At 69.6% G+C, this 18,058-nt stretch carries 15 protein-coding genes; 4 read left to right on the top strand and 11 right to left on the bottom strand.

The features are described 5' to 3' along the window. Positions 1-41: 41 nt before the first annotated feature. From ACIBVN_RS28655 to ACIBVN_RS28640, 4 genes are read right to left on the bottom strand one after another with little or no spacing between them, the layout of a single operon-like run. Positions 42-629 (bottom strand): ATP/GTP-binding protein, encoded by a 588-nt coding sequence (locus ACIBVN_RS28655; protein WP_344986855.1) that lies wholly within the window; start codon positions 627-629, stop codon positions 42-44. Next, positions 610-1,029, bottom strand: a complete 420-nt coding sequence (locus ACIBVN_RS28650) for a DUF742 domain-containing protein (protein ID WP_397141491.1) — start codon at positions 1,027-1,029, stop codon at positions 610-612. The genes ACIBVN_RS28655 and ACIBVN_RS28650 overlap by 20 nt, the downstream gene beginning before the upstream one ends. Beyond that, positions 1,029-1,451, bottom strand: a complete 423-nt coding sequence (locus tag ACIBVN_RS28645; protein WP_020546542.1) for a roadblock/LC7 domain-containing protein — start codon at positions 1,449-1,451, stop codon at positions 1,029-1,031. Before ACIBVN_RS28645 ends, ACIBVN_RS28650 begins: the two co-directional genes overlap by 1 nt. Continuing rightward, on the bottom strand, positions 1,448-4,156 hold the full coding sequence (locus ACIBVN_RS28640) for a nitrate- and nitrite sensing domain-containing protein (protein ID WP_397141489.1): 2,709 nt from the start codon (positions 4,154-4,156) through the stop codon (positions 1,448-1,450). The genes ACIBVN_RS28645 and ACIBVN_RS28640 overlap by 4 nt, the downstream gene beginning before the upstream one ends. 626 nt (positions 4,157-4,782) lie before the next feature. Here ACIBVN_RS28640 and ACIBVN_RS28635 point away from each other — a divergent pair. The 4 genes from ACIBVN_RS28635 (at position 4,783) to ACIBVN_RS28620 (ending at position 8,244) form a co-directional block, all read left to right on the top strand. Continuing rightward, on the top strand, positions 4,783-5,781 hold the full coding sequence (locus tag ACIBVN_RS28635; protein WP_397141487.1) for an ABC transporter substrate-binding protein: 999 nt from the start codon (positions 4,783-4,785) through the stop codon (positions 5,779-5,781). Next, the gene (locus ACIBVN_RS28630; protein WP_397141485.1) at positions 5,778-6,593 is read left to right on the top strand and encodes an ABC transporter permease; all 816 of its coding nucleotides are present in this window, start codon (positions 5,778-5,780) and stop codon (positions 6,591-6,593) included. Before ACIBVN_RS28635 ends, ACIBVN_RS28630 begins: the two co-directional genes overlap by 4 nt. Then, positions 6,590-7,396, top strand: a complete 807-nt coding sequence (locus tag ACIBVN_RS28625) for an ABC transporter permease (RefSeq protein WP_397141483.1) — start codon at positions 6,590-6,592, stop codon at positions 7,394-7,396. Before ACIBVN_RS28630 ends, ACIBVN_RS28625 begins: the two co-directional genes overlap by 4 nt. A 77-nt stretch (positions 7,397-7,473) precedes the next feature. Further along, a complete protein-coding gene (locus tag ACIBVN_RS28620) occupies positions 7,474-8,244 on the top strand; it encodes an ABC transporter ATP-binding protein (RefSeq protein ID WP_349456240.1) in 771 nt (256 codons plus the stop codon). Positions 8,245-8,931: 687 nt separating this feature from the next. On the opposite strand, the gene ACIBVN_RS28615 is transcribed toward ACIBVN_RS28620, so the two are convergent. The 7 genes from ACIBVN_RS28615 to ACIBVN_RS28585 form a co-directional block, all read right to left on the bottom strand. After that, the gene (locus tag ACIBVN_RS28615; RefSeq protein ID WP_397141481.1) at positions 8,932-9,204 is read right to left on the bottom strand and encodes a hypothetical protein; all 273 of its coding nucleotides are present in this window, start codon (positions 9,202-9,204) and stop codon (positions 8,932-8,934) included. A gap of 237 nt (positions 9,205-9,441) precedes the next feature. Beyond that, entirely contained in the window at positions 9,442-10,647 is a 1,206-nt protein-coding gene (locus ACIBVN_RS28610; protein ID WP_397141479.1) for a type III PLP-dependent enzyme, read from the bottom strand. Continuing rightward, positions 10,644-11,432 carry an HpcH/HpaI aldolase/citrate lyase family protein gene (locus tag ACIBVN_RS28605; protein WP_397141477.1) on the bottom strand — a complete coding sequence of 263 codons (789 nt, stop codon included), beginning with the start codon at positions 11,430-11,432 and terminating at the stop codon, positions 10,644-10,646. The genes ACIBVN_RS28610 and ACIBVN_RS28605 overlap by 4 nt, the downstream gene beginning before the upstream one ends. Continuing rightward, complete coding sequence (locus ACIBVN_RS28600) at positions 11,432-13,261, bottom strand: IucA/IucC family protein (RefSeq protein WP_397141475.1); 1,830 nt, start codon at positions 13,259-13,261, stop codon at positions 11,432-11,434. The genes ACIBVN_RS28605 and ACIBVN_RS28600 overlap by 1 nt, the downstream gene beginning before the upstream one ends. Next, entirely contained in the window at positions 13,258-14,970 is a 1,713-nt protein-coding gene (locus tag ACIBVN_RS28595) for an IucA/IucC family protein (protein ID WP_397141473.1), read from the bottom strand. Before ACIBVN_RS28595 ends, ACIBVN_RS28600 begins: the two co-directional genes overlap by 4 nt. Beyond that, entirely contained in the window at positions 14,967-16,241 is a 1,275-nt protein-coding gene (locus tag ACIBVN_RS28590; protein WP_397141471.1) for an MFS transporter, read from the bottom strand. Before ACIBVN_RS28590 ends, ACIBVN_RS28595 begins: the two co-directional genes overlap by 4 nt. After that, a complete protein-coding gene (locus ACIBVN_RS28585) occupies positions 16,241-18,034 on the bottom strand; it encodes an IucA/IucC family protein (RefSeq protein WP_397141469.1) in 1,794 nt (597 codons plus the stop codon). Before ACIBVN_RS28585 ends, ACIBVN_RS28590 begins: the two co-directional genes overlap by 1 nt. Positions 18,035-18,058: the final 24 nt, after the last annotated feature.

Below are 18,058 nucleotides of genomic sequence, written 5' to 3'. Positions count from 1 at the left end.
AGGAGAGTGCCGCGGCTGTCAACGCGCTCGCGAACGGGAAATCAACCACCCCAGCCCGGCACGGCCATGCGCACCGAGAGCGCGTGCTCGACCAGATTGATCAGCGCGGCCTTGACGGAGTCCTTGGACCTGGCGTCGAGCCGCACCAGCGGGATGTGCGGGGCCAGGGTCAGGGCGTCGCGCACCTCGGCGTCGCTGTGCGGATACTGGCCGTCCCAGCCGTTGACGCCCACCACGAACGGCAGCTGGGCCTCCTCGAAGTAGTCGATCGCCGGGAAGCTGTCGGCGAGACGGCGGGTGTCGACGAGCACGACCGCCCCGATGGCGCCGCGTACCAGGTCGTCCCACATGAACCAGAACCGGTGCTGCCCGGGCGTGCCGAACAGGTAGAGGATCAGGTCGCGGTCGAGCGAAACGCGGCCGAAGTCCATGGCGACGGTCGTGGTCGACTTCAACGGCGTCATGCCAAGATCATCGATCCCCACGGAGGCGTCTGTCATCACAGCCTCCGTGGTCAACGGCATGATCTCAGACACCGCGCCGACGAACGTCGTCTTGCCCACCCCGAAACCTCCAGCCACCACGATCTTCGTCGAGGTGAGGCCGGGGCTAGAGCCTGCGAAGTCCACTGAGCACCCTTTCGAGCAGATTGACGTCAGGCCTGCCCTCGTCCAGCTGTGGCTGATGCACGCGGACCAGACCTTCGGCAGCCATGTCAGCGATCAGCACGCGTACCACGCCGAGGGGGATCCGCAGCAGAGCCGACACCTCTGCCACGGACCGGACCTGCCGGCACAGTTGGCTGATCGCCTGGTACTCCGGCGTGATATGCGAGAACTCCCGGTGCTCGGCGGTCGCCGAGGACACCAGGGCCTCCATCGCCAGCTTGACCCGCGGCGCCGTCCGTCCACCTGTCACCGCGTACGGGCGGACGGGCGAGGCGGGGTCAGGATTCAGCTGCGACTGGGGCTGGGGCACAGGCGGAGGCGCCCAACCGCCGCTGTTCCATCTGGGGTCTGACACGTACATCACCTGGTCTGGCTGGCGCGCAGTTCGGCGCGCACAGCCGGGGTAAGCACCTGACCGGCGCGATCAACCATCAGCGTCATCTGGTACGCCACCAAACCCATGTCACAGTCCGGGGCAGCCAGCACCGCCAAACACGAACCGTCACTGATCGACATGATCAGCATCAGCCCGCGCTGCATCTCCACAATCGTCTGATTGACCGCACCACCCTCGAACACCCTGGCCGCACCCTGCGTCAAGCTCACCAGACCCGACGCGATCGCAGCCAACTGATCAGCCCGGTCAGCCGGAAACCCCGACGAGGCCGCCAACGGCAACCCGTCCGACGAGACGACCACCGCGTGCGCGACGCCTGGGACCGTGCTGACGAAGTCGGTGATCAGCCAGTCGACTCCACGTGCCGCATGACTTAAATCATTCATGCTCCCTCCTCCCTGTCGTTGTTCTTCGGGCCAGAGGGGAACGCCCTGCCCTCGCTGATGTCGTCGCGCGCCGCCCGGAAGCCCTGCTGGAAGCTGGAGAGCCGGTTGCGGATCCGGTCCGGCGACACCGCCGGCATCGGAGTCACGCCCTTCGGCGCCGCCGAGGAGTCGGCGGAGCCGGGCACCAGGTTCGCCTTCGGCACCCGCTTGGGCAGGCCTGACGCCGTCTGACCGTCACGTACGGGCTCCACAACCGCCTCCGCCGCGCTCCAACCCTCATCTGCCTTGCTCGAGCCCCAGCTCGCCCCGTTGTTGCGGCCGAACCAGGCGGACTCCACCGCGGCGAAGATCGGCAGGTAGTCGTCCCCCGCCGACGCGGGTGGAGCGGCCGGGATTGGGCCGGTGGCGCCGGACTCGCCCTCCTGGAAGTCGAATCCGGGCCGTTGCGGCGGCATGGTGTCACGGCCCCAGCCGCCCGGCGGCGGCTCGGGGACGGGCCGCCTGGGTAAGGCGTGGTCGCCGTTCCAGGCGGGACCGCGGGGCGGCGTCCACACGTCGCTGTCGTAGCCACCGCCGAGGCGGGGCTCCGCCGGCCACCCGCCGGGCTCCGGCTGCCACTGCTGCGTGGACGCCGGCCAGTTGTGGTCCGGGTTCGACGGGAACGACGGGTGGCCTGGCCCCAGCTGGTACGGGGCCTGCGGCCAGTCCGTAGCCGGCGGCGCGGGGTGAGGTCCCGAGTACGGCTCGTCCTTGGGCCCGCCGGTCACCGCGCCCGCGAAGGCGGGCGGCTGGTTGCCGGAGAAGGACGGTGTCCCCGTGAAGTCGGGGGCCTGGGAGCCGAGCATGTTCTCGGGGATGAGCACCATCGCGGTCAGGCCGCCCGAGCTGTGCGGGCGCAACTGCACCCTGATGCCGTGCCGGTGCGCCAGCCTGGCCACCACGAACAGGCCCATCCGCCGCGACACCGACACGTCCACGCTCGGCGCGTCCGTCAGCCGGTCGTTCGCCTGCGCCAGCTCCTCCTGCGTCATGCCGATGCCGGAGTCCGTGATCGACAACATCACGCCGCCACCGTCGATCCTGCTGCCGGAGACCGTCACCCTGGTCTCGCGGGGCGAGAACGACAGCGCGTTCTCCACCAGCTCGGCCAGCAGGTGGATGACGTCGTTGACGGCCTGACCCGCCACCGAGACGCCGTCGGGCACCTGGAGCACCACCCGCTCGTAGTTCTCCACCTCCGACAGCGAGGCTCTGGCGACGTCCACCAGCTTGACGGGCTGGCTCCAGCGGCGGGGCGGGTCCTGACCCGCGAGCACCAGCAGGTTCTCGCTGTTACGCCGCATACGCGTGGCCAGATGGTCCAGCTTGAACAGGTTCCCCAGCCGCTGCTCGTCCTGCTCGCCCTGCTCCAGCCCGTCAATCAACGTGATCTGCCGCTCGACCAGCGTCTGGCTGCGCCGCGACAGGTTCACGAACATCGCGTTCACATTGCTGCGCAGCCTGGACTCCTCGCCCGCCAGCCGCACGGCCTCGCGGTGCACCTCGTCGAACGCCCGCGCCACCTCGCCGATCTCGTCGTGGGTGTCCACGCCGATGGGGATGACCGGGCCGATCGAGCCCTCGCCGTTCTCACGCAGCTGCTGCACGGTCTCCGGCAGGCGGTGGCCCGCGATGTCGAGCGCCTCGCCGCGCAGCTTGCGCAGCGGCCTGATGAGCGAGCGGGCGATGAGCGAGATGATCGCGACCACCACGAGCAGCAGGAGCAGGATGAGGCCGCCAGAGATCATCGCCGAGCGGTTGGCGCCCTCCTCCAGGGCACGTGCGCGCAGGATGACGGAGGAGGAGAGCTCCTTCTCCACGCTGCGCAGCGCGTCGATCTTGCCGGTGCTCACGTCGAACCAGGTGGCCACGTCCCTGTCGGGCCGTACGCCGATGCTCAGCTCCTTGCCCTCAGCGGACTGGGCCATGGCCCGGAGCCGGAACAGGTCGGTCTGGTCGACGTCCCTGCCCACGACTGTGTTGCGGTAGAGCTCGAGCTGGTCGAGGTTGGCCAGGGTCGCGAACAGCGTCTCCTCGCTCTCCTCGCGCGACTTGGCGTCGGTGAGGGCGTCGAGCTCGCCGCTGTCGAAGCCCTTCTTGTCCAGCGCGCTGGCCAGGACACCGCGCTGCTTGGATGCCTCCTCCTTGGCCCGGGCGATGGCGGACATCGAGCTGGCGCTGTGTGAGACCTCGTCGTCCACCGCGACCTGGCCGACCTGGTCGTGGAACTGCAGCACGGCCGCGATGATCTGCGAGTACTTCTGGATCATCGGTAGGGGCTGGATCTTCCCCTTGACGGCCGTGTCGCGCAGCGTCGGGATCTCGTCCAGGCGCCGCAGCACCGGTCGTACGGCGTCCGCATGGGTGTCCGTGAGCAGCTGTGCCCGCCGCTTGGCCTCGTCGATGAGGGCGTTCACCCCGCTGTAGGTGGTGCGGAGCTGTGCCTCGCGGTTCTCCGGCCGGCCCTGGGCGATGTAGAGGGCGGTCTCGTCGCGTTCGAAGGCCAGCTCATGGGTGACGGTCCCGAGCTGCTCGCTGAGCTCGGCGACCTCCCTGAGGGTCTGGTAGGTGTTGGCATCACTGAGCGAGGTGATCACGTTCAGTCCGCCCAGCCCCACGGCCACGGCCGTGGGAACGACGATCAGCGCGACAAGGCGCGATCGCACGTGCCAGTTGCCCAGCCCGAATCTGCGAGAAGGAGGGTTGGACAACCGTCGCTTCTGATGCCCGTGCGGCTCGCGGTCAGCGGAAGCTTCAGCGCTCTGCGTTCTCACTTGCCTTCGCAACCTCTCGCCCCTGGAGGGGAATTCTCGGTGGCCATGCAGGTAAATGCAGGTGGGGCAATATGTACGTCGAGATATGCGTCATTTGAGCACAGCAGTTGCCCAGGGCCAACCACCATCAGTGCCCTCTTGAGGTGTTTATCCCCGATTGTCCGGAAAATTCAATGGAATCGGCACAACAGCCCTCTATCTGGGGAAAGAGGCAATGCGAGACCGCTCCACGAGACGCCTCTTGACTCGTGGAAAAGATCGAATAGCATGCCCCATCAGTAACTGAAGCCCCGACCGACACCTCCTTTCCCAAACCGGACAAACAACAGTTTCATCTGGTCTTCAATTTTTCACGATAGAGCCGCAATCGGACATTGCAACTACAAGTGTTAGTTTCGCGATAATGACCGCAGATTTGGTGTTACGGTCGGATCCCTGCTGTGCGTCAGGCACACAGCCCCCGGGAGCAGAAGCCACCCGGTCCCCCCCCCTGGCTCCACCTGAAGGGAGTCCCTGACATGAGGCTTGGCCGTCCCGCCAGGGCCGCCATCATCGGGTTAGCTTTGACACTCGGCGCCGCTGCGTGCAGCACGGGCGGCTCCCCGACTGCCAGCGCGCCGCCGTCCGCGTCCGCCGGCGGCCTGGAGAAGACGAAGATCAAGGTCGCCACCCTGCCCGCCATCGACAGCGCCGCCCTCTACGTCGCCATCGACCAGAAGCTCTTCGAGAAGGAGGGGCTTGAGGTCACCCCACAGGTGGTGCAGGCGGCGCCAGAGGCCATCCCCATGCTGGTGAAGGGCGAGATCGACGCCATGTTCGGCAACTACGTGTCGATGTTCCAGGCGCACGACAAGCAGGCACTCAAGCTGCGGATCCTCGCCGAGGGCTCGCGTGCCGCCCCCGACTCGCTCAGCATCATGGCCCTGCCGAACTCGCCCATCAAGACGGCGAAGGACCTCGAAGGCAAGACGATCAACGTGAACGTCCTGCACAACTTCCAGGAACTGGCGCTGACGCAGGTGCTCAAGGCCAACAACGTCGACCCGTCCAAGATCAAGTATGTCCAGGTGACGTTCCAGAACATCATGCCCTCGTGGAAGGGCGGCCAGATCGACGCCGCGTACCTGGGCGAGCCCATGGTCACGGCGGCCACCTCCTCGATGGGCGCCCGCAAGATCCTCGACCCGGCGTCCGGTCCCGCCGCCGAGTTCCCGATCTCGGGCTACGTCGGCACGCAGGAGTGGTACGACAAGAGCCCCAAGACCGCGGCGGCGTTCCAGCGAGCCATCCACAACGCGGCCAAGCTCATGGAGAACAACCGTGAGGTGGTGGCCAAGGTGCTGCCCAACTTCACCCAGATCGACGCGTCCACGGCCGCCACCGTCACGTTCCCGTACTTCTCCAGCAGCGACAACCCGGTCCGGCTCCAGCGGGTGGCCGACTGGATGCTGGAGGCCAAATGGCTCTCGAAGGCGATCGACGTCAAGTCACTGATGTCGCCCACCACCTCAGGGTGAGCGCTCAGACTCTGTCCCGCCTCCGCCCGGCGTCCGCCGCCACGCGCTGGCGTCGCCGGGTGGCCGGGGCTCTCGCCTTCGCCGCCCTGATCGAGTTGGTCAGCCGTACGGGGCTGGCCGACCGCGAGTTCCTGCCGCCCGCGACGGAGATCCTCGGGCGAGCGGCGGCGCTGGTGTCCGATCCTGCCTTTCGCGCCCATGCCCTGACGAGCCTGCTCGCCTGGGCCATCGGGCTCGGGCTCGCGGCGTTGCTCGCGGTGCCGCTGGGCCTGCTGCTCGGCAGTGTGCCGATCGTCGACGCCGCCACCCGCTCGGTCGTGGAGTTCCTGCGGCCGATCCCCTCCGTGGCGCTGATCCCGCTGGTGTCCCTCCTGATCGGCACGGGGCTGCAGGTGCGCGTCACGCTGGTGGTCTACGCCTCGCTGTGGCCGATCCTCTACAACACGATGTACGGCCTGCGCGGCGTCGACCCCATGGCCAAGGAGTCGTTGCGATCGTACGGCTTCGGACCCGCGTCGGTGCTGCTGCGCGTGTCGCTGCCGTCGTCGGCGCCCTTCATCACCACCGGGTTCAGGCTGGCCGCCGGGGTGGCGCTCATCCTGACCGTCAGCACGGAGATCGTGGCCGGGCGGGGCGAGGGCATCGGCGTGTTCATCTTCTTCGCCGGCATCGCCGTGCCCGCGCGGATGACCGACATCCTGGCCGCGGTGTTCTGGGTGGGGCTGTTCGGGGTGCTGGTGAACGCGCTGCTCGTGGCCGCCGAACGGCGGGCGTTCCGCTGGCACCACGCCCGGTTGGGAGCGTCGGAATGAGGACCAGGGGCATGCGTACGGCGGCGTTCCGGTCGCTGGTGCTGGTCGTTCTGGTCCTGGCCTGGGAGGCGGCCACGCAAATGGCGGGCAACACGTTCTTCCCGCCGCCGTCGCGGATCGTGGCCAGGATGCACGAGATGTGGTTCTCGGGGCCGCTCCAGACCATGTTCCTGACCGACGCCGCCCTCGAGAACATCCTGCCGAGCATGGGCAGGATGGCCGCCGCGTTCGCGGGGGGCGCGCTGGCGGGGGTCGTGCTGGGACTGCTGGTGGGGCTGTCCGCGCGGGCGTACGACTATCTCGACGGGGTGCTGCAGTTCCTGCGGGCCATCCCGCCGCCCGCGCTGGTCACCGTCTTCCTGGTGGTGTTCGGGTTCGGGCTGCGGATGCAGCTGGCGTTCATGACGTTCAGCATCGTGTGGCCGGTGCTGCTCAACACCGCCGACGGCGCCCGCTCGGTCGAGCCGCTGCACCTGCAGACCAGCCAGGCGTTCCGATTGTCCAGGGCCGAACGGCTCTACCGGGTGATCCTGCCGTCCGCGCTGCCCAAGATGTTCGCGGGGCTGCGGCTCGCCCTTTCACTTTCGCTGATCGTCATGGTTTTCTCCGAGCTGCTGCCCGGCACCGTGAACGGCATCGGATTTCAGCTCACGTCCGCCTATCAGATGTTCGACCTGCCCCTCATGTGGGGTGGAATCGTACTGCTCGGAGTATTGGGCTATGTGCTCAACGAGCTGTTCCTGGTCGTGGAGCGGCGGGTGCTCGCCTGGCACCACGCCGCCCAGCAGCTCGCCGGCGAATGAGAGTACGATCGCCTAGATTTACCCGCTCCGATAGAGTGTTTCGCGTTGTCCATGGTCTCGCCCCCCGAGGAAATCCATTGCTCGAGATAGACAACCTCTCCCACGTTTACGGCGGCGGCAGCCCCAACGAGCACCGCGCCATCGAGGGCCTCAGCCTCAGCGTCGCCGAGGGCGAGCTCCTGTGCATCGTCGGGCCTTCCGGATGCGGCAAGTCGACGCTGCTGCGCTCGATCGCCGGGCTGATCACCCCCACTGGCGGGCAGATCAAGGTCGAGGGCAACGTGGTGCGCCAGACACCGGACAACCTGGCCGTGGTCTTCCAGGACTACAGCCGTTCCCTGTTCCCGTGGATGTCGGTGGCCGACAACGTGGCGCTGCCGCTGCGCCGCAAGAACATGGACAAGCGCCAGCGCCGCGAGGCCGCCCACGAGGCCCTGGAGTCGGTCGGACTGGCGGACGCGGCGCGTAAATACCCGTTCCAGCTGTCGGGGGGCATGCAGCAGCGGGTGGCGATCGCGCGGGCGCTGGCGTACCGTCCGACGCTGATGCTCATGGACGAGCCGTTCGGCTCCGTGGACGCCCAGACCCGCGAGGACCTCGAGGACCTGGTGCTCAAGGTCCGGGGCCACCACCAGATGACGATCGTCCTCATCACGCACGACATCGACGAGAGCGTCTACGTGGGCGACCGCGTGGTGGTGCTGTCCAAGGCCCCCGCCCACGTGGTCGGCGACCTCAAGGTGGACCTGCCCGCGCCCCGGGACCAGATCACGACCCGCGAGCACCCGGACTTCGTACACCTGCGCGCCGAGGTCGGCCGCCTGGTCCGCGGCCACGCCACCGTGTAGGTGGGCCGGGCTCCACCCCCCCGTTGCCCATCTGGGTGGTGAGCCTGCTGATGCCCACCCTGCCGTCTGGATCTGCAACGCTTGTTGACCATTTAGCCAATCCCGCACGGGCTCTAATAGGCGCCAGTGGTTGACTCGGGTTCGCCCTGTCGAAGACGCCCGTGCTCGTAATGAGCGGTGGCGAGGGCTGGGTCATCATCATGATGTTGGTGCGCCGGCATCTCACGGTACCCGCGCTACTGTGACAGCCGGGCGGAATGGGGACCGAGGCATTCGCATTGTGTGCAACACGCCAGGCGAGCCGTCTTTTGCGAGTTCTCGATGGCCAGGACAATCTGGCCGCGATAGTCTCGACCACTTTCGTCGCGTGTACGGGGTGTGACATGAGCGCCGCATGGACGGCGATCCTCGCCGAGGACGGCTTCCTGCAGGTGCCGTTCCACACCGATCTCCCAACGGGTGCACGCTGATGGCGTTGTGCCCCTACGACCGGGCGACGACGGGTACGACGAGCACTCAGCCACCGCCATGGAGGCCCAAAGTCTTATCCGGGATCGTTCTCAAGACTCCCCCAAGGACTGAGGCTGCCGTGGACAACGGGGAATCGATCGAGCCCAGGCGATGACGTTGGGATCGGGCTTCGGCCTCGTGGTGAGCTCGGCGACGACATGGTGTCGAGGAGATAGATCACTCGCCGTCCTGCTGCTCATCGTAGGAGCGGCCGCCGAATTCCAAGCCCTCGAAGGGAGTCGAGAGAAGAAAGTCCATAAAACCGTCGTTGGCGAGCGTGGCCCAGCGGGTGAGCATCGACTCCAGTTCGGAGATGTCGGTCTCGGCGAGTTCGGCGTCGAAGTAGGCCAACTGATCGTCGGGCAGGGACTCGCGGATCTCTCGGATGGTCCGCAGCGGATGCGTGTCATCCGGGCGGGCAGGAAGCGACATGCCGTGCGTGGCGCTCATCGTCGCTGCTTCCTCTCGACCTCGTTCCAGAATAATGGCGGTTGGTCGCCGACGTCATCGAGCCGGATCGACAAGTCGCCTGCTTGCAAGCACCAGGATCATCTTTGCCGTCGTTGACACTGCTCATCGGTACCTCGCCGCGCAGGATCTGCTCGAAGCTGCGCCTGGCGGTCGCGGTCAATGTCAAGGACCTCGCTGCGCTCGGGCAGTTCTCATTTGGGCGCCTTCGACGGGACTTCAGCGGCGTTCCCCACCGTCCGCTACGAACACGTGCTCCGGGTGCGGGTGGGAGAGGAAGTCGTGGTGCGAGATCTCCCAGCCGTAGGCGCCCGCATGACTGAAGACCAGCACGTCCCCCACACGTACGTGGGACAAGTGAACATCGCGGGCGAGCACGTCCTTGGGGGTGCAGAGCTCGCCCACCACGGTCACCGGCTCGTCGCGCAGTTCGGGCCGGGGTGCCGCCGAGCGCCACACGTCGACCGGCAGCACGGTGAACGGGTGGCTGTGCTGCCACGACGACGGCAGCCGGAACTGGTGCGTCCCGCCGCGCACCAGGACGTACGACACGCCGTGGTTGCGCTTGATGTCCAGGACCTCGACGGCGTACTTGCCGCACGGGGCGGTCAGGAAGCGGCCGCACTCGAAGTCGATCTCCCGCCAGTGCGCCGGGAAGGTCTCCACCAGCGTGGCAAGCCCGCGGGTGAAGGCCGCCCAGTCGAACTGGGCATCCAGGTCGGCATAGTTGACGCCGATGCCGCCGCCGACGTTGAGCACCTCGCACCGGATGCCGAACTCGCGCTCCCAGCCCATGACCTTCTCCCGGTACAGGCGCAGCATGTCCAGATGCGCCTCCGGAGAGAGGTTGTTCGACAGCGAGTGCAAGTGGAAGCCGGCGAGTCGCAGGCCGGGCAGGGTGGTGGCAGCTTCGACCGCGTCGGCGAGAACGCTCTCATCGATGCCGAACTGGGTCGGCCGCCCGGCCATCGCCAGCGTCGCGGAGGGGAACGGACCGGCCAGGTTCACGCGCAGCAGGACGTCGGCCGTGACTCCGGCCTCGACTGCGGCCTGCGAGATACGGTGCAGTTCGAGCACGCTCTCGGCGTGGAACCGGGTGACCCGGTGCCACAGGGCCTCGGCGATCTCCTGGGCGGTCTTCGCCGGTCCGCCGAAGATCACCGGGATGTCGGCGCCGACCGCCCGGGCCTTGGCCACCTCACCGCCGGAGGCCACCTCGAATCCGGCCACCACGGGGGCGAGCGTCCGCAGGATCGGTGCCGCGCTGTTGGCCTTCATCGCGTAGAACATCCGGCACCGCTCGGGCAAGGCGGCGACGACCTGCTCCACGTGGTCGGTCAGCGCGTCGAGGTCGTAGGCGTACAGGCACACCGGCTCGTCGCGGCCCGCCCGGTCGGCGATCCCCTTGGTCAGTACGTCGGTCATGCCGCTCCCCCGTCCTTCTGGTGCGGGCGGTGCTCGTTCAGGTGCCCACGCAGGGCGCGGGCGGCCAGTCCCCGCTCCTCGCCCAGTACGAAGGCGGTGACGCCGGCCTTGCGCCACGCATCGTGGTCCTCGCGGGCGCGCGGTATGGCGCAGTACGGCACGCCGTACTCGGCGCACACTGCCTGCATCCGCTGCAACCCCTCGGCCACCTTCGGGTGGCGGGTCTGCCAGGTCACTCCGTACGACTGGGAGAGGTCGGCGGCGCCTTCGAGGACGAGATCGATCCCTTCGCCGGCCAGGATCTCGGGCAGCGCGTCGACGCCCTCGGCATCCTCGATCATCGCGACGACCATGACCTCGTCGTTGGCCAGTCGCACGTACTCGGCGAGATCGATCAGGCCGAAGCCGGGGACGCGCCCGCCGTTGAGGCTGCGCATCCCCTCCGGTGCGTACCGGGCGGCCCGGATCGCCGCGTCCGCGTCGGCCCGGGAACGGATGTGCGGTACGACGACCCCCATGGCGCCCGCGTCCAGCGCCCGCAGGATGGCACCCGGGTCGGACTCGGGGACCCTGACGAACGGCGTCAGGCCAACTGCTTCGGCGGCGCGGATCAGGTTCTCCAGGCCCTCGGGGTCGACGAGTGTGTGCTCGCTGTCAAGGATGACGAAGTCATAGCCGGCGCAGCCGATCATCTCCACCAGGGCGGGCGCGGGGATCGAGCAGAACAGGCCGTAGACCTCCTGCCCGTCCCGGAGTTTGCGCTTGACCTCGTTGGCTTTCAGCATCAGCGGCCCCCCACGCTGTCCGGCTGCCGCCGCGTGGCCGGTTCCGCCAGCGGGTTCGCCACTGCGTGCACCCGCACCTCGGTGTCCGGCAGCAGCCGGCGGGTGGTCAGCTTCTCCACCTCGATGGCCGGCTTGAACACGTCGAACAGCTCGAAACGGGCGTCCAGGTCGGGGAATCGCTTCTGGTAGGCGCGGATCTGGTCCCGGACGACCGTCCAGAACTCCTGCTCGTCGAGGTCGTAGGTGTCGGCCAGGAACAGGCCCAGCTCGCCGATGTTGATGAAGAAGAACGCGTCCAGCAGGAAGTCGGCCACCTGGTCGAGGTCGTCGGTCTCCAGGAAGGAGTTGGCGTTGACATGGTGGGACGGCGGGGCGGCCAGCACCGGGCAAGCCTCCGGCTCCGCGAGGTGGGTGCGGGAGAAGCGGACACCGTCGTGGAAGTCCTTCAGCGCCACCCGCTGCGGCACGCCGTCCCTGTGCACCAGCACCATGTTCTGGGCGTGCGACTCGAGAGCGATGCCGTGCCGGAAGAGCAGGTGCAGCAGTGGCAGGACGGACGCACGCACCAGGTGGCGCAGCCAGGTCCGCACGCCCTGCGCGCGAACCCACGGGTCGATCAGCGGGGTGCCGTCGAGTTCACGGGCCGTCAGCCCGGTGAAGGGCACAGCCCGCTCGTCCCGCTCGAGGAAGGGGTGCAGGCTTTCCCGCCAGATGCACGCGAGGGTGCCGTAGGTGTCCGAGCGGACCAGGTCGGCGGCCGGTGCGGGGTCGACGGCGGTGCCCATGACCTCGCCGAGCACGACCAGTCGGCACTCGTCGCGCAGGAACGCGTCGCGCGCCACCACGCCGCGCAACCAGTCCGAGACCACGGGGGCGTTGCCCACGGTGTGCGGGGCGAGCACGCGGCTGGTGGAGGTGTTGACGATGGACAGGGCGAGCTTGAGGTACGGCCGCTCGGGCATGTCCCTGCAGCTGAGGGTACGGATGGACTGCTGGGCGGCGAACGCGTGCGGGTCCTCGCCCAGCAGGATGACCTCCTGGCGGCGCAGCTGGTCCGCCCACGTCGGCGCGATCTGCTCGCGCCACTGCCAGGGGTGGACGGGTAGCAGGGTGTAGTCCTGTGGGTCACATCCCGCCGCGGCGATCCGGTTCCGGAAGTCCCGCAGGGTGACCTCGCCGAGCTGGGCGGCCACGAAGGCGTCCTCGGCGAGCTCGGTTGCGGTGGCCACCCGGGAGATCCCGCGGTGCGCGGCGATCCACAGGGGCCGGATCGGGTGGAGGAACTCCGGCCCGTAGGTCAGGTTGTCCTCAAGGTCGAAGCCGATACGGGACTTGTAGGTGGGGTGGTAGCGGTGCCCGTCGGTGACCGTGCCCTCGAGGGTGTCGTAGTCGTGCTCGGCGAGCACATCGCCCCGCTCGGTGCGGACGTGCTGGGCCAGCGCGTCCTTGACCAGCGTGGCCTCCAGCTCCCGGCAGAACCGGGCCAGGCACTCGGGGTCGGCGGTCAGCGCCTGCCGCACCTCTCCGAGGAACCGGATCAGCGAGTCCGCCTCGGCGCTCTCGCCGTCGGCCACCCGCCGGACCGGCTCCGGGCCGAGGGAGACGCGGTCGAAGCCGTACCGGCGGCGGGCGGTGAACACGTACTGGACGGGGCGCCCCTGCTCGTCCGTACCGTCCACGACGGTCGCGCCGTCGCCGGTGGTGGTCACGCGGAGCGCGTCCTCGTAGACCAGCGACTCCAGCAGCTGGCGGAAAAGCCGGCGCCGGACGTCCGCATAGGTCGGTGCGCGCAGCGCGGCGACCACCAGGTCGGGGGTCGGAGGGGTCATCGGTTCACCTCGAAGAGCAGGTTGGGGACGTCCACGTACAGGGGGTTCTCGCCTCGTCCGACGAAGTAGCTGACCAGGTTGGCCTTGGCGGGCAGCACCGGCCGCTGCAGCAGGTCGGCCGCCGCCTCGCCGCCGCTCGCCGCGAGCATCTCGCGCGCCGTGCGCCACAGCAGGGCTTCGTCGGCGTCGGTGTACTGGCCGAGCACACTGATCAGATGGCCGAGGTGGTTCGTGACCGCGTAGTACCGCAGCCGCATCCACGCTTCGTCGTGGTCGTAGAGCAGCGGGCTGTCCGGCGGTACGGCCCCCGGGCGCAGCCGCTGCCGACTCACGCTGGTGCCCTCCATGTCCCGGACCCAGAAGCGGGTCGGCCATCCACCGTCCGTGTGCAGCAGCGAGTTCTGCGCGTGGGCCTCGAAGCTGACGCCGTCGCGGTCGAAGATCTCCAGGAGCGGGATCAGGGAGATGCCCAAGTAGCGGCGCAGCCATGCGGCCACGTGGTCGGCGCCGGGCGTGACATCGGGGTCCGGGGCGCAGCGGCGTACCTCGTGGATCAGGTCCGGCACATCGCCGTCCCGGTCCTCGAGCAGGGCGGCGATCACGCGCGGGGCGGCCGAGCCGTCGGTGAAGGGGTTGTCCCGGTACAGCACGGAGAAGTCCGCGGCGAGGTCGTCGCCGACCACGGCCGGGTCCACGGTACGGAAGCCGGTCTCGACCAGCGCGGAGAAGCCCGGGTGCGCCCATTCCGGCGCGAGCTCGGCGACCACGGCGCTGGCGTCGGTGGCGCGGCCCAGGTGCGGCACCGGGTTGTTGCGGATGAAATTGGTGATCCGCACATGCAGGGGGAGCTTGAAGGAGGTCGGGAAGGCGGGGTCGCAGACCGTACGCACCGAGGAGGTCGGGTAGACCTCCCGGCCGAGCGCGCCGAGGTCGACGAGCAGCCCGTCGGTGACGAGCTGCGCCACTCTGGAGTTGGCCAGCAGGTACCGCGCTTGCCACGGGTGCACCGGCAGCAGTGCGTGACCGTGGTCCGCGCCGAGCACCTCCGCGGCCGCGGCGGCCACGGGGCCGGGGATCCACGTTCCCGCTGCCACCCTGCGTTCCAGCAGGATGCGCCGGTCGACGGCGAACCAGTGAGGGACGAACGCCGCGCCGAGTTCCGGTGCGTACTTCTCCAGGTCGTCGCCGAACCCTTGGGTGCTCTTGGGCGTCGGGTGGAAGGGGTGGCCCAGGAGCAGCGACTGCTCGGCCTCGCGGGTAAGTGCGTGCGCGTCGTCCGCAGCTCGGGTGCGCCGGCTGCGCAGGTACCGCGTGGTGGCCGCGATGCTGCTCTCGATCTGCTCGGCGAGTGCGCGCTTGCGCTCCGCCCCGTCAGGCGCCGATCCGAACACCTTGGCGGCGACAGCCTCCACCTCATCGAGCAGCAGTCGCACCAGCGCGTCGTGGTCCAGGGGGACACGGCGACCGTCCCGCTTCTCGAGCCATACCTGGTCGCCGTACGCGTGGTGGCCGAACACCGAGTGGTGGCGTAGGGCCACGACGAGCGCGGCGCCCGCGGCGGGCAGGTCGATCCGTACGAGGTCGTCGCCGGTGGTGCCCAGCGGCGTGCCGGACTCCCGGAGGTAGGTGTTGAGCAGCCGCTGGCGGGCCGCCTCTTCGGCGCCCGCGCGCGCCGCGGTGGTGCTGGTGGCGGACTCGGTTGACGTCATTGCTTCACCTCGGACAGTGCCGCGACGGCGTAAGCCGCCCGGGGACGGTGGTGGGCCTGCCGTCGGCGTGCGCCGAGTGTGGCGAGGCCCGCCGCCGCGATCAGCAGCGAGCCGATGGCGGCGAAGGTTGCGGACGGGGGCAGCAGACCGACTGCCAGGGCTCCCAGCAGCGGCCCGCAGATCTGGCCCACGTCGAGCAGGCCGTTGGCGGTGCCGAGCGCGGTCCCGCGGGCCTGCTCGGGCACGACGTGGCAGACCACGTGCAGCACGGACTGGGCGAGCGCGGCGAAGCAGAATCCCTGCACGATCCGCAGCGGCACCAGCAGCTCCGGTGAGGTGGGCAGGCCCTGCAGGGCCACGGCCACGGCGCAGCAGGTGGCGGCGATGGCGAAACTCGCCGGCGCCCCCTTGCGGTCGTTGCGGATGCCCCACCACGGGCCGCCGGCCAGGGACGCGGCCCAGGTGGCGGCCTGGAGCGCGCCCACCCAGACCGTCGCCGAGGACACCGACCCGGTGATGTGCTCCACCTGCGGCGCGAAGACGACGACCAGGGCGAAGACGGCCGCCTGGCCCAACAGCCCCGCCAGGATCAGCGCGCGGCTGCGCGGGTCGCCCAGGATCCGGCACAGCACGTCCCGCAAGGCGGGCCGCTCCACCTCGGCGGTCGCCTCCGGGCGGACCGCCGTGCGGCGGGGAAGCAGGGCCAGTGCCAGGACGGCGGCGACGAACAGCAGGCCGGCCACACCGCCGAACAGGGCGCCGAAGCCGAACCGGTCGGCGAGCAGGCTGCCGGCCAGGGGCCCGAGCAGCGACCCGGCGCCGGTCGCGCCGAAGAGGCTGCCCAGGGCGCGCCCCCGGCGGTGCGGTGCGACCACCGTGCTCGCGTACGTGGCGGTGGCGCCGACGACCCCGCCGCAGGCGCCCTGCAGCAGTCGGCAGGTGAGGAACTCGGCCGGTGTATCGGCCAGCGCCATCAGCCCGACGGCCAGGGCGAGTCCGGCGTGGGCCCGCACCACCATGGCCTTGTGTCCGTACCGATCGCCGACCATGCCCCACAGCGGGGCGGTGACCAGCTGGGCGACGGCGGGCGCGGCGAGCGAGACCCCGGTCCACCACGCCACCTCGCCGTCCGGCAGCCCGAAGCCGGCGAGGTAGAACGGCAGGAGCGGAACCACGACGGTCAGGCCCGCGACGGCGGCGAACTGACCGAACCACAGGATCCGGAAAGCCCGCCGATCGGCGGAGCTGGCTATGCCTGACGTCCGAGCCATCACGTCACCGCCGCGGGGACCGGGATCAGCGGGTTGGGTACGCGTCCGGTGCCCGCCGGCATGCTGACACCGGAGGAGCGGCCCTGGCGCAGTAGCGGCGCCAGGATCTCCCGGCTGGGCCACTCCCTGGCCGCCAGCACTTCCGCGTCGACGAGCGCGGCGACGTGCGCGGGCAGGTCCAGTCGGTCCCGGCAGGCGGCGACGGCCGCGCGCAGCTCGGACCACAGGAGCCGCTCGTCGAGACCGTGGTGCCGGGCGAGGGCGTCGGCGATGCCGTACAGGTTGACCTGGAAGCCCAGGGTCTGCAGGTACGCGAGCAGGGCGCGGGGCTCTGACAGTTTCAGGGACTGGGGGGCGCCGGGCTTGATGCGGTACCCGGGGTCCTCCGTTCCGGCCGCGTCCATGAGCTCCGGGCACAGTCGCAGCGTGTCGTGGTCCCGCAGGACGAACTCCCGTACCGCGCCGTCGGCCAGGACGACGACGACGTTCTGGCCGTGCAGCTCCGGCAGGACCCCTGCCCGTAGGAACCTGAGGCCCATCGCGCAGAAGGCCTCGGCGATCGTGCGGAACAGGCCGACCGGATCGATGGTGTCGAAACCGGCCACGGTCAGCGCCGGGGTGAGGACGTCCCACTCGTGAGCGGCCAGGGCAGCCATCGGCAGTACGAGCGCGTCCTGGTCGTCGAACAGGCCCGCGGGATAGCTGCGGATCTGGGCGGCAAGGTGGCCCGGCCGGTCGGCGAACTCGTCGTCGACGCCCGGACCGCTCCAGCCGCACCACGTCCGCTCGTCGCAGACCCGGACCAGGGCACCGAGGCCGGAATCCGATCGGAGCAGGGAGGTCATGCACTCCTGCGCCCGCTCGCCGTTGTCCAGGTAGCGGGGCGGCAGGAGCCGCGCGGCGCCCAGGGTGGCGACGCCGAGGGGCAGTTTGAGGTTCAGGGCCGACTCGGGGGACGTGGTGAGGGTGCGCAGCGAGGATGTCGGGTGGAAGCCGCCGAGCCCTCTGCTCAGCCGTACGACGTCCCGGTCCGCCAGCTCCTGAGCGAACTCCCGCGGCAGGACGTGCTCGAACTGCCACGGGTGGACCGGCACCGGCTGGTACTCCCCCATCCCTACGCCGGCACGGCGCGCGTCCTCGGCCAGCACGTTCAGTTCCCGGTCGGTCAGCAGCAGCTGGGCCAGCCCGTCCGACGCCTCACCGGTACCGAGCCGAAGGCAGTCACGGCGCACCGCGACCCAGTCCATGCCGAGCGCCGCCTGGCGCATGGGGCCGTACTGCTCCAATTCGGCGGCCGACCAGCCGGCTGCCGCCCGCGCCGTCGGATGGAACGGCCGGTTCCTGGTCGCCGCGATGCGCTCGCCCGCCAGCAGCCCGCCGGGCCTCGGGGCCCGGTCGGGCAGCGTCGCGTAACCGCCGAGCGATATCGCCGCGTGGTCGACGGCGGCCTGGAGGTCGGCGGCGACCTCGGCCGTCCGTACGCCGCTTCCGTCCCGGCCGGCGTGGAGGGTGGTCAGGACTTCGCTCGGCGTGAGCTCCCGCGTCCGCCCGTCAGCGCCGATGTGCCAGACCGGCCCACGGGAGAGGCGAAGGCTCTGGAGCGCGCCGCCGGCACGCCCGCGGAAGGCGAGCGCGCCCATGCGGCACCACAGTTCGCCGTCGCCCAGCTCCGCCCCGGGCGCCGAAGCGGAGTCCGCGACCGTCACCGCATCCGCGGCCCCGGCCACGTTCTCCTGCAGCAGCGTGTCGACCAGGTCGCGCAGGACCAGCTCGGTCGGATCGGAGGACGTCATCGCCGGCACCCTCAGTACCTGCAT

This window comes from Nonomuraea sp. NPDC049400, assembly GCF_044466425.1.
Taxonomy (GTDB): domain Bacteria; phylum Actinomycetota; class Actinomycetes; order Streptosporangiales; family Streptosporangiaceae; genus Nonomuraea.
Note: the sequence above shows the minus strand (reverse complement) of the source record. Positions and strands in the feature narration are given on the sequence as shown.

Excerpts from the sequence above, each read along its gene's own strand:
- ACIBVN_RS28650 (WP_397141491.1), bottom strand. The coding sequence starts at position 1,029 with ATGTACGTGTCAGACCCCAGATGGAACAGCGGCGGTTGGGCGCCTCCG.
- ACIBVN_RS28645 (WP_020546542.1), bottom strand. The coding sequence starts at position 1,451 with ATGAATGATTTAAGTCATGCGGCACGTGGAGTCGACTGGCTGATCACC.
- ACIBVN_RS28635 (WP_397141487.1), top strand. The coding sequence starts at position 4,783 with ATGAGGCTTGGCCGTCCCGCCAGGGCCGCCATCATCGGGTTAGCTTTG.
- ACIBVN_RS28625 (WP_397141483.1), top strand. The coding sequence starts at position 6,590 with ATGAGGACCAGGGGCATGCGTACGGCGGCGTTCCGGTCGCTGGTGCTG.
- ACIBVN_RS28615 (WP_397141481.1), bottom strand. The coding sequence starts at position 9,204 with ATGAGCGCCACGCACGGCATGTCGCTTCCTGCCCGCCCGGATGACACG.
- ACIBVN_RS28610 (WP_397141479.1), bottom strand. The coding sequence starts at position 10,647 with ATGACCGACGTACTGACCAAGGGGATCGCCGACCGGGCGGGCCGCGAC.
- ACIBVN_RS28605 (WP_397141477.1), bottom strand. The coding sequence starts at position 11,432 with ATGCTGAAAGCCAACGAGGTCAAGCGCAAACTCCGGGACGGGCAGGAG.
- ACIBVN_RS28600 (WP_397141475.1), bottom strand. The coding sequence starts at position 13,261 with ATGACCCCTCCGACCCCCGACCTGGTGGTCGCCGCGCTGCGCGCACCG.
- ACIBVN_RS28595 (WP_397141473.1), bottom strand. The coding sequence starts at position 14,970 with ATGACGTCAACCGAGTCCGCCACCAGCACCACCGCGGCGCGCGCGGGC.
- ACIBVN_RS28590 (WP_397141471.1), bottom strand. The coding sequence starts at position 16,241 with ATGGCTCGGACGTCAGGCATAGCCAGCTCCGCCGATCGGCGGGCTTTC.
- ACIBVN_RS28585 (WP_397141469.1), bottom strand. The coding sequence starts at position 18,034 with ATGACGTCCTCCGATCCGACCGAGCTGGTCCTGCGCGACCTGGTCGAC.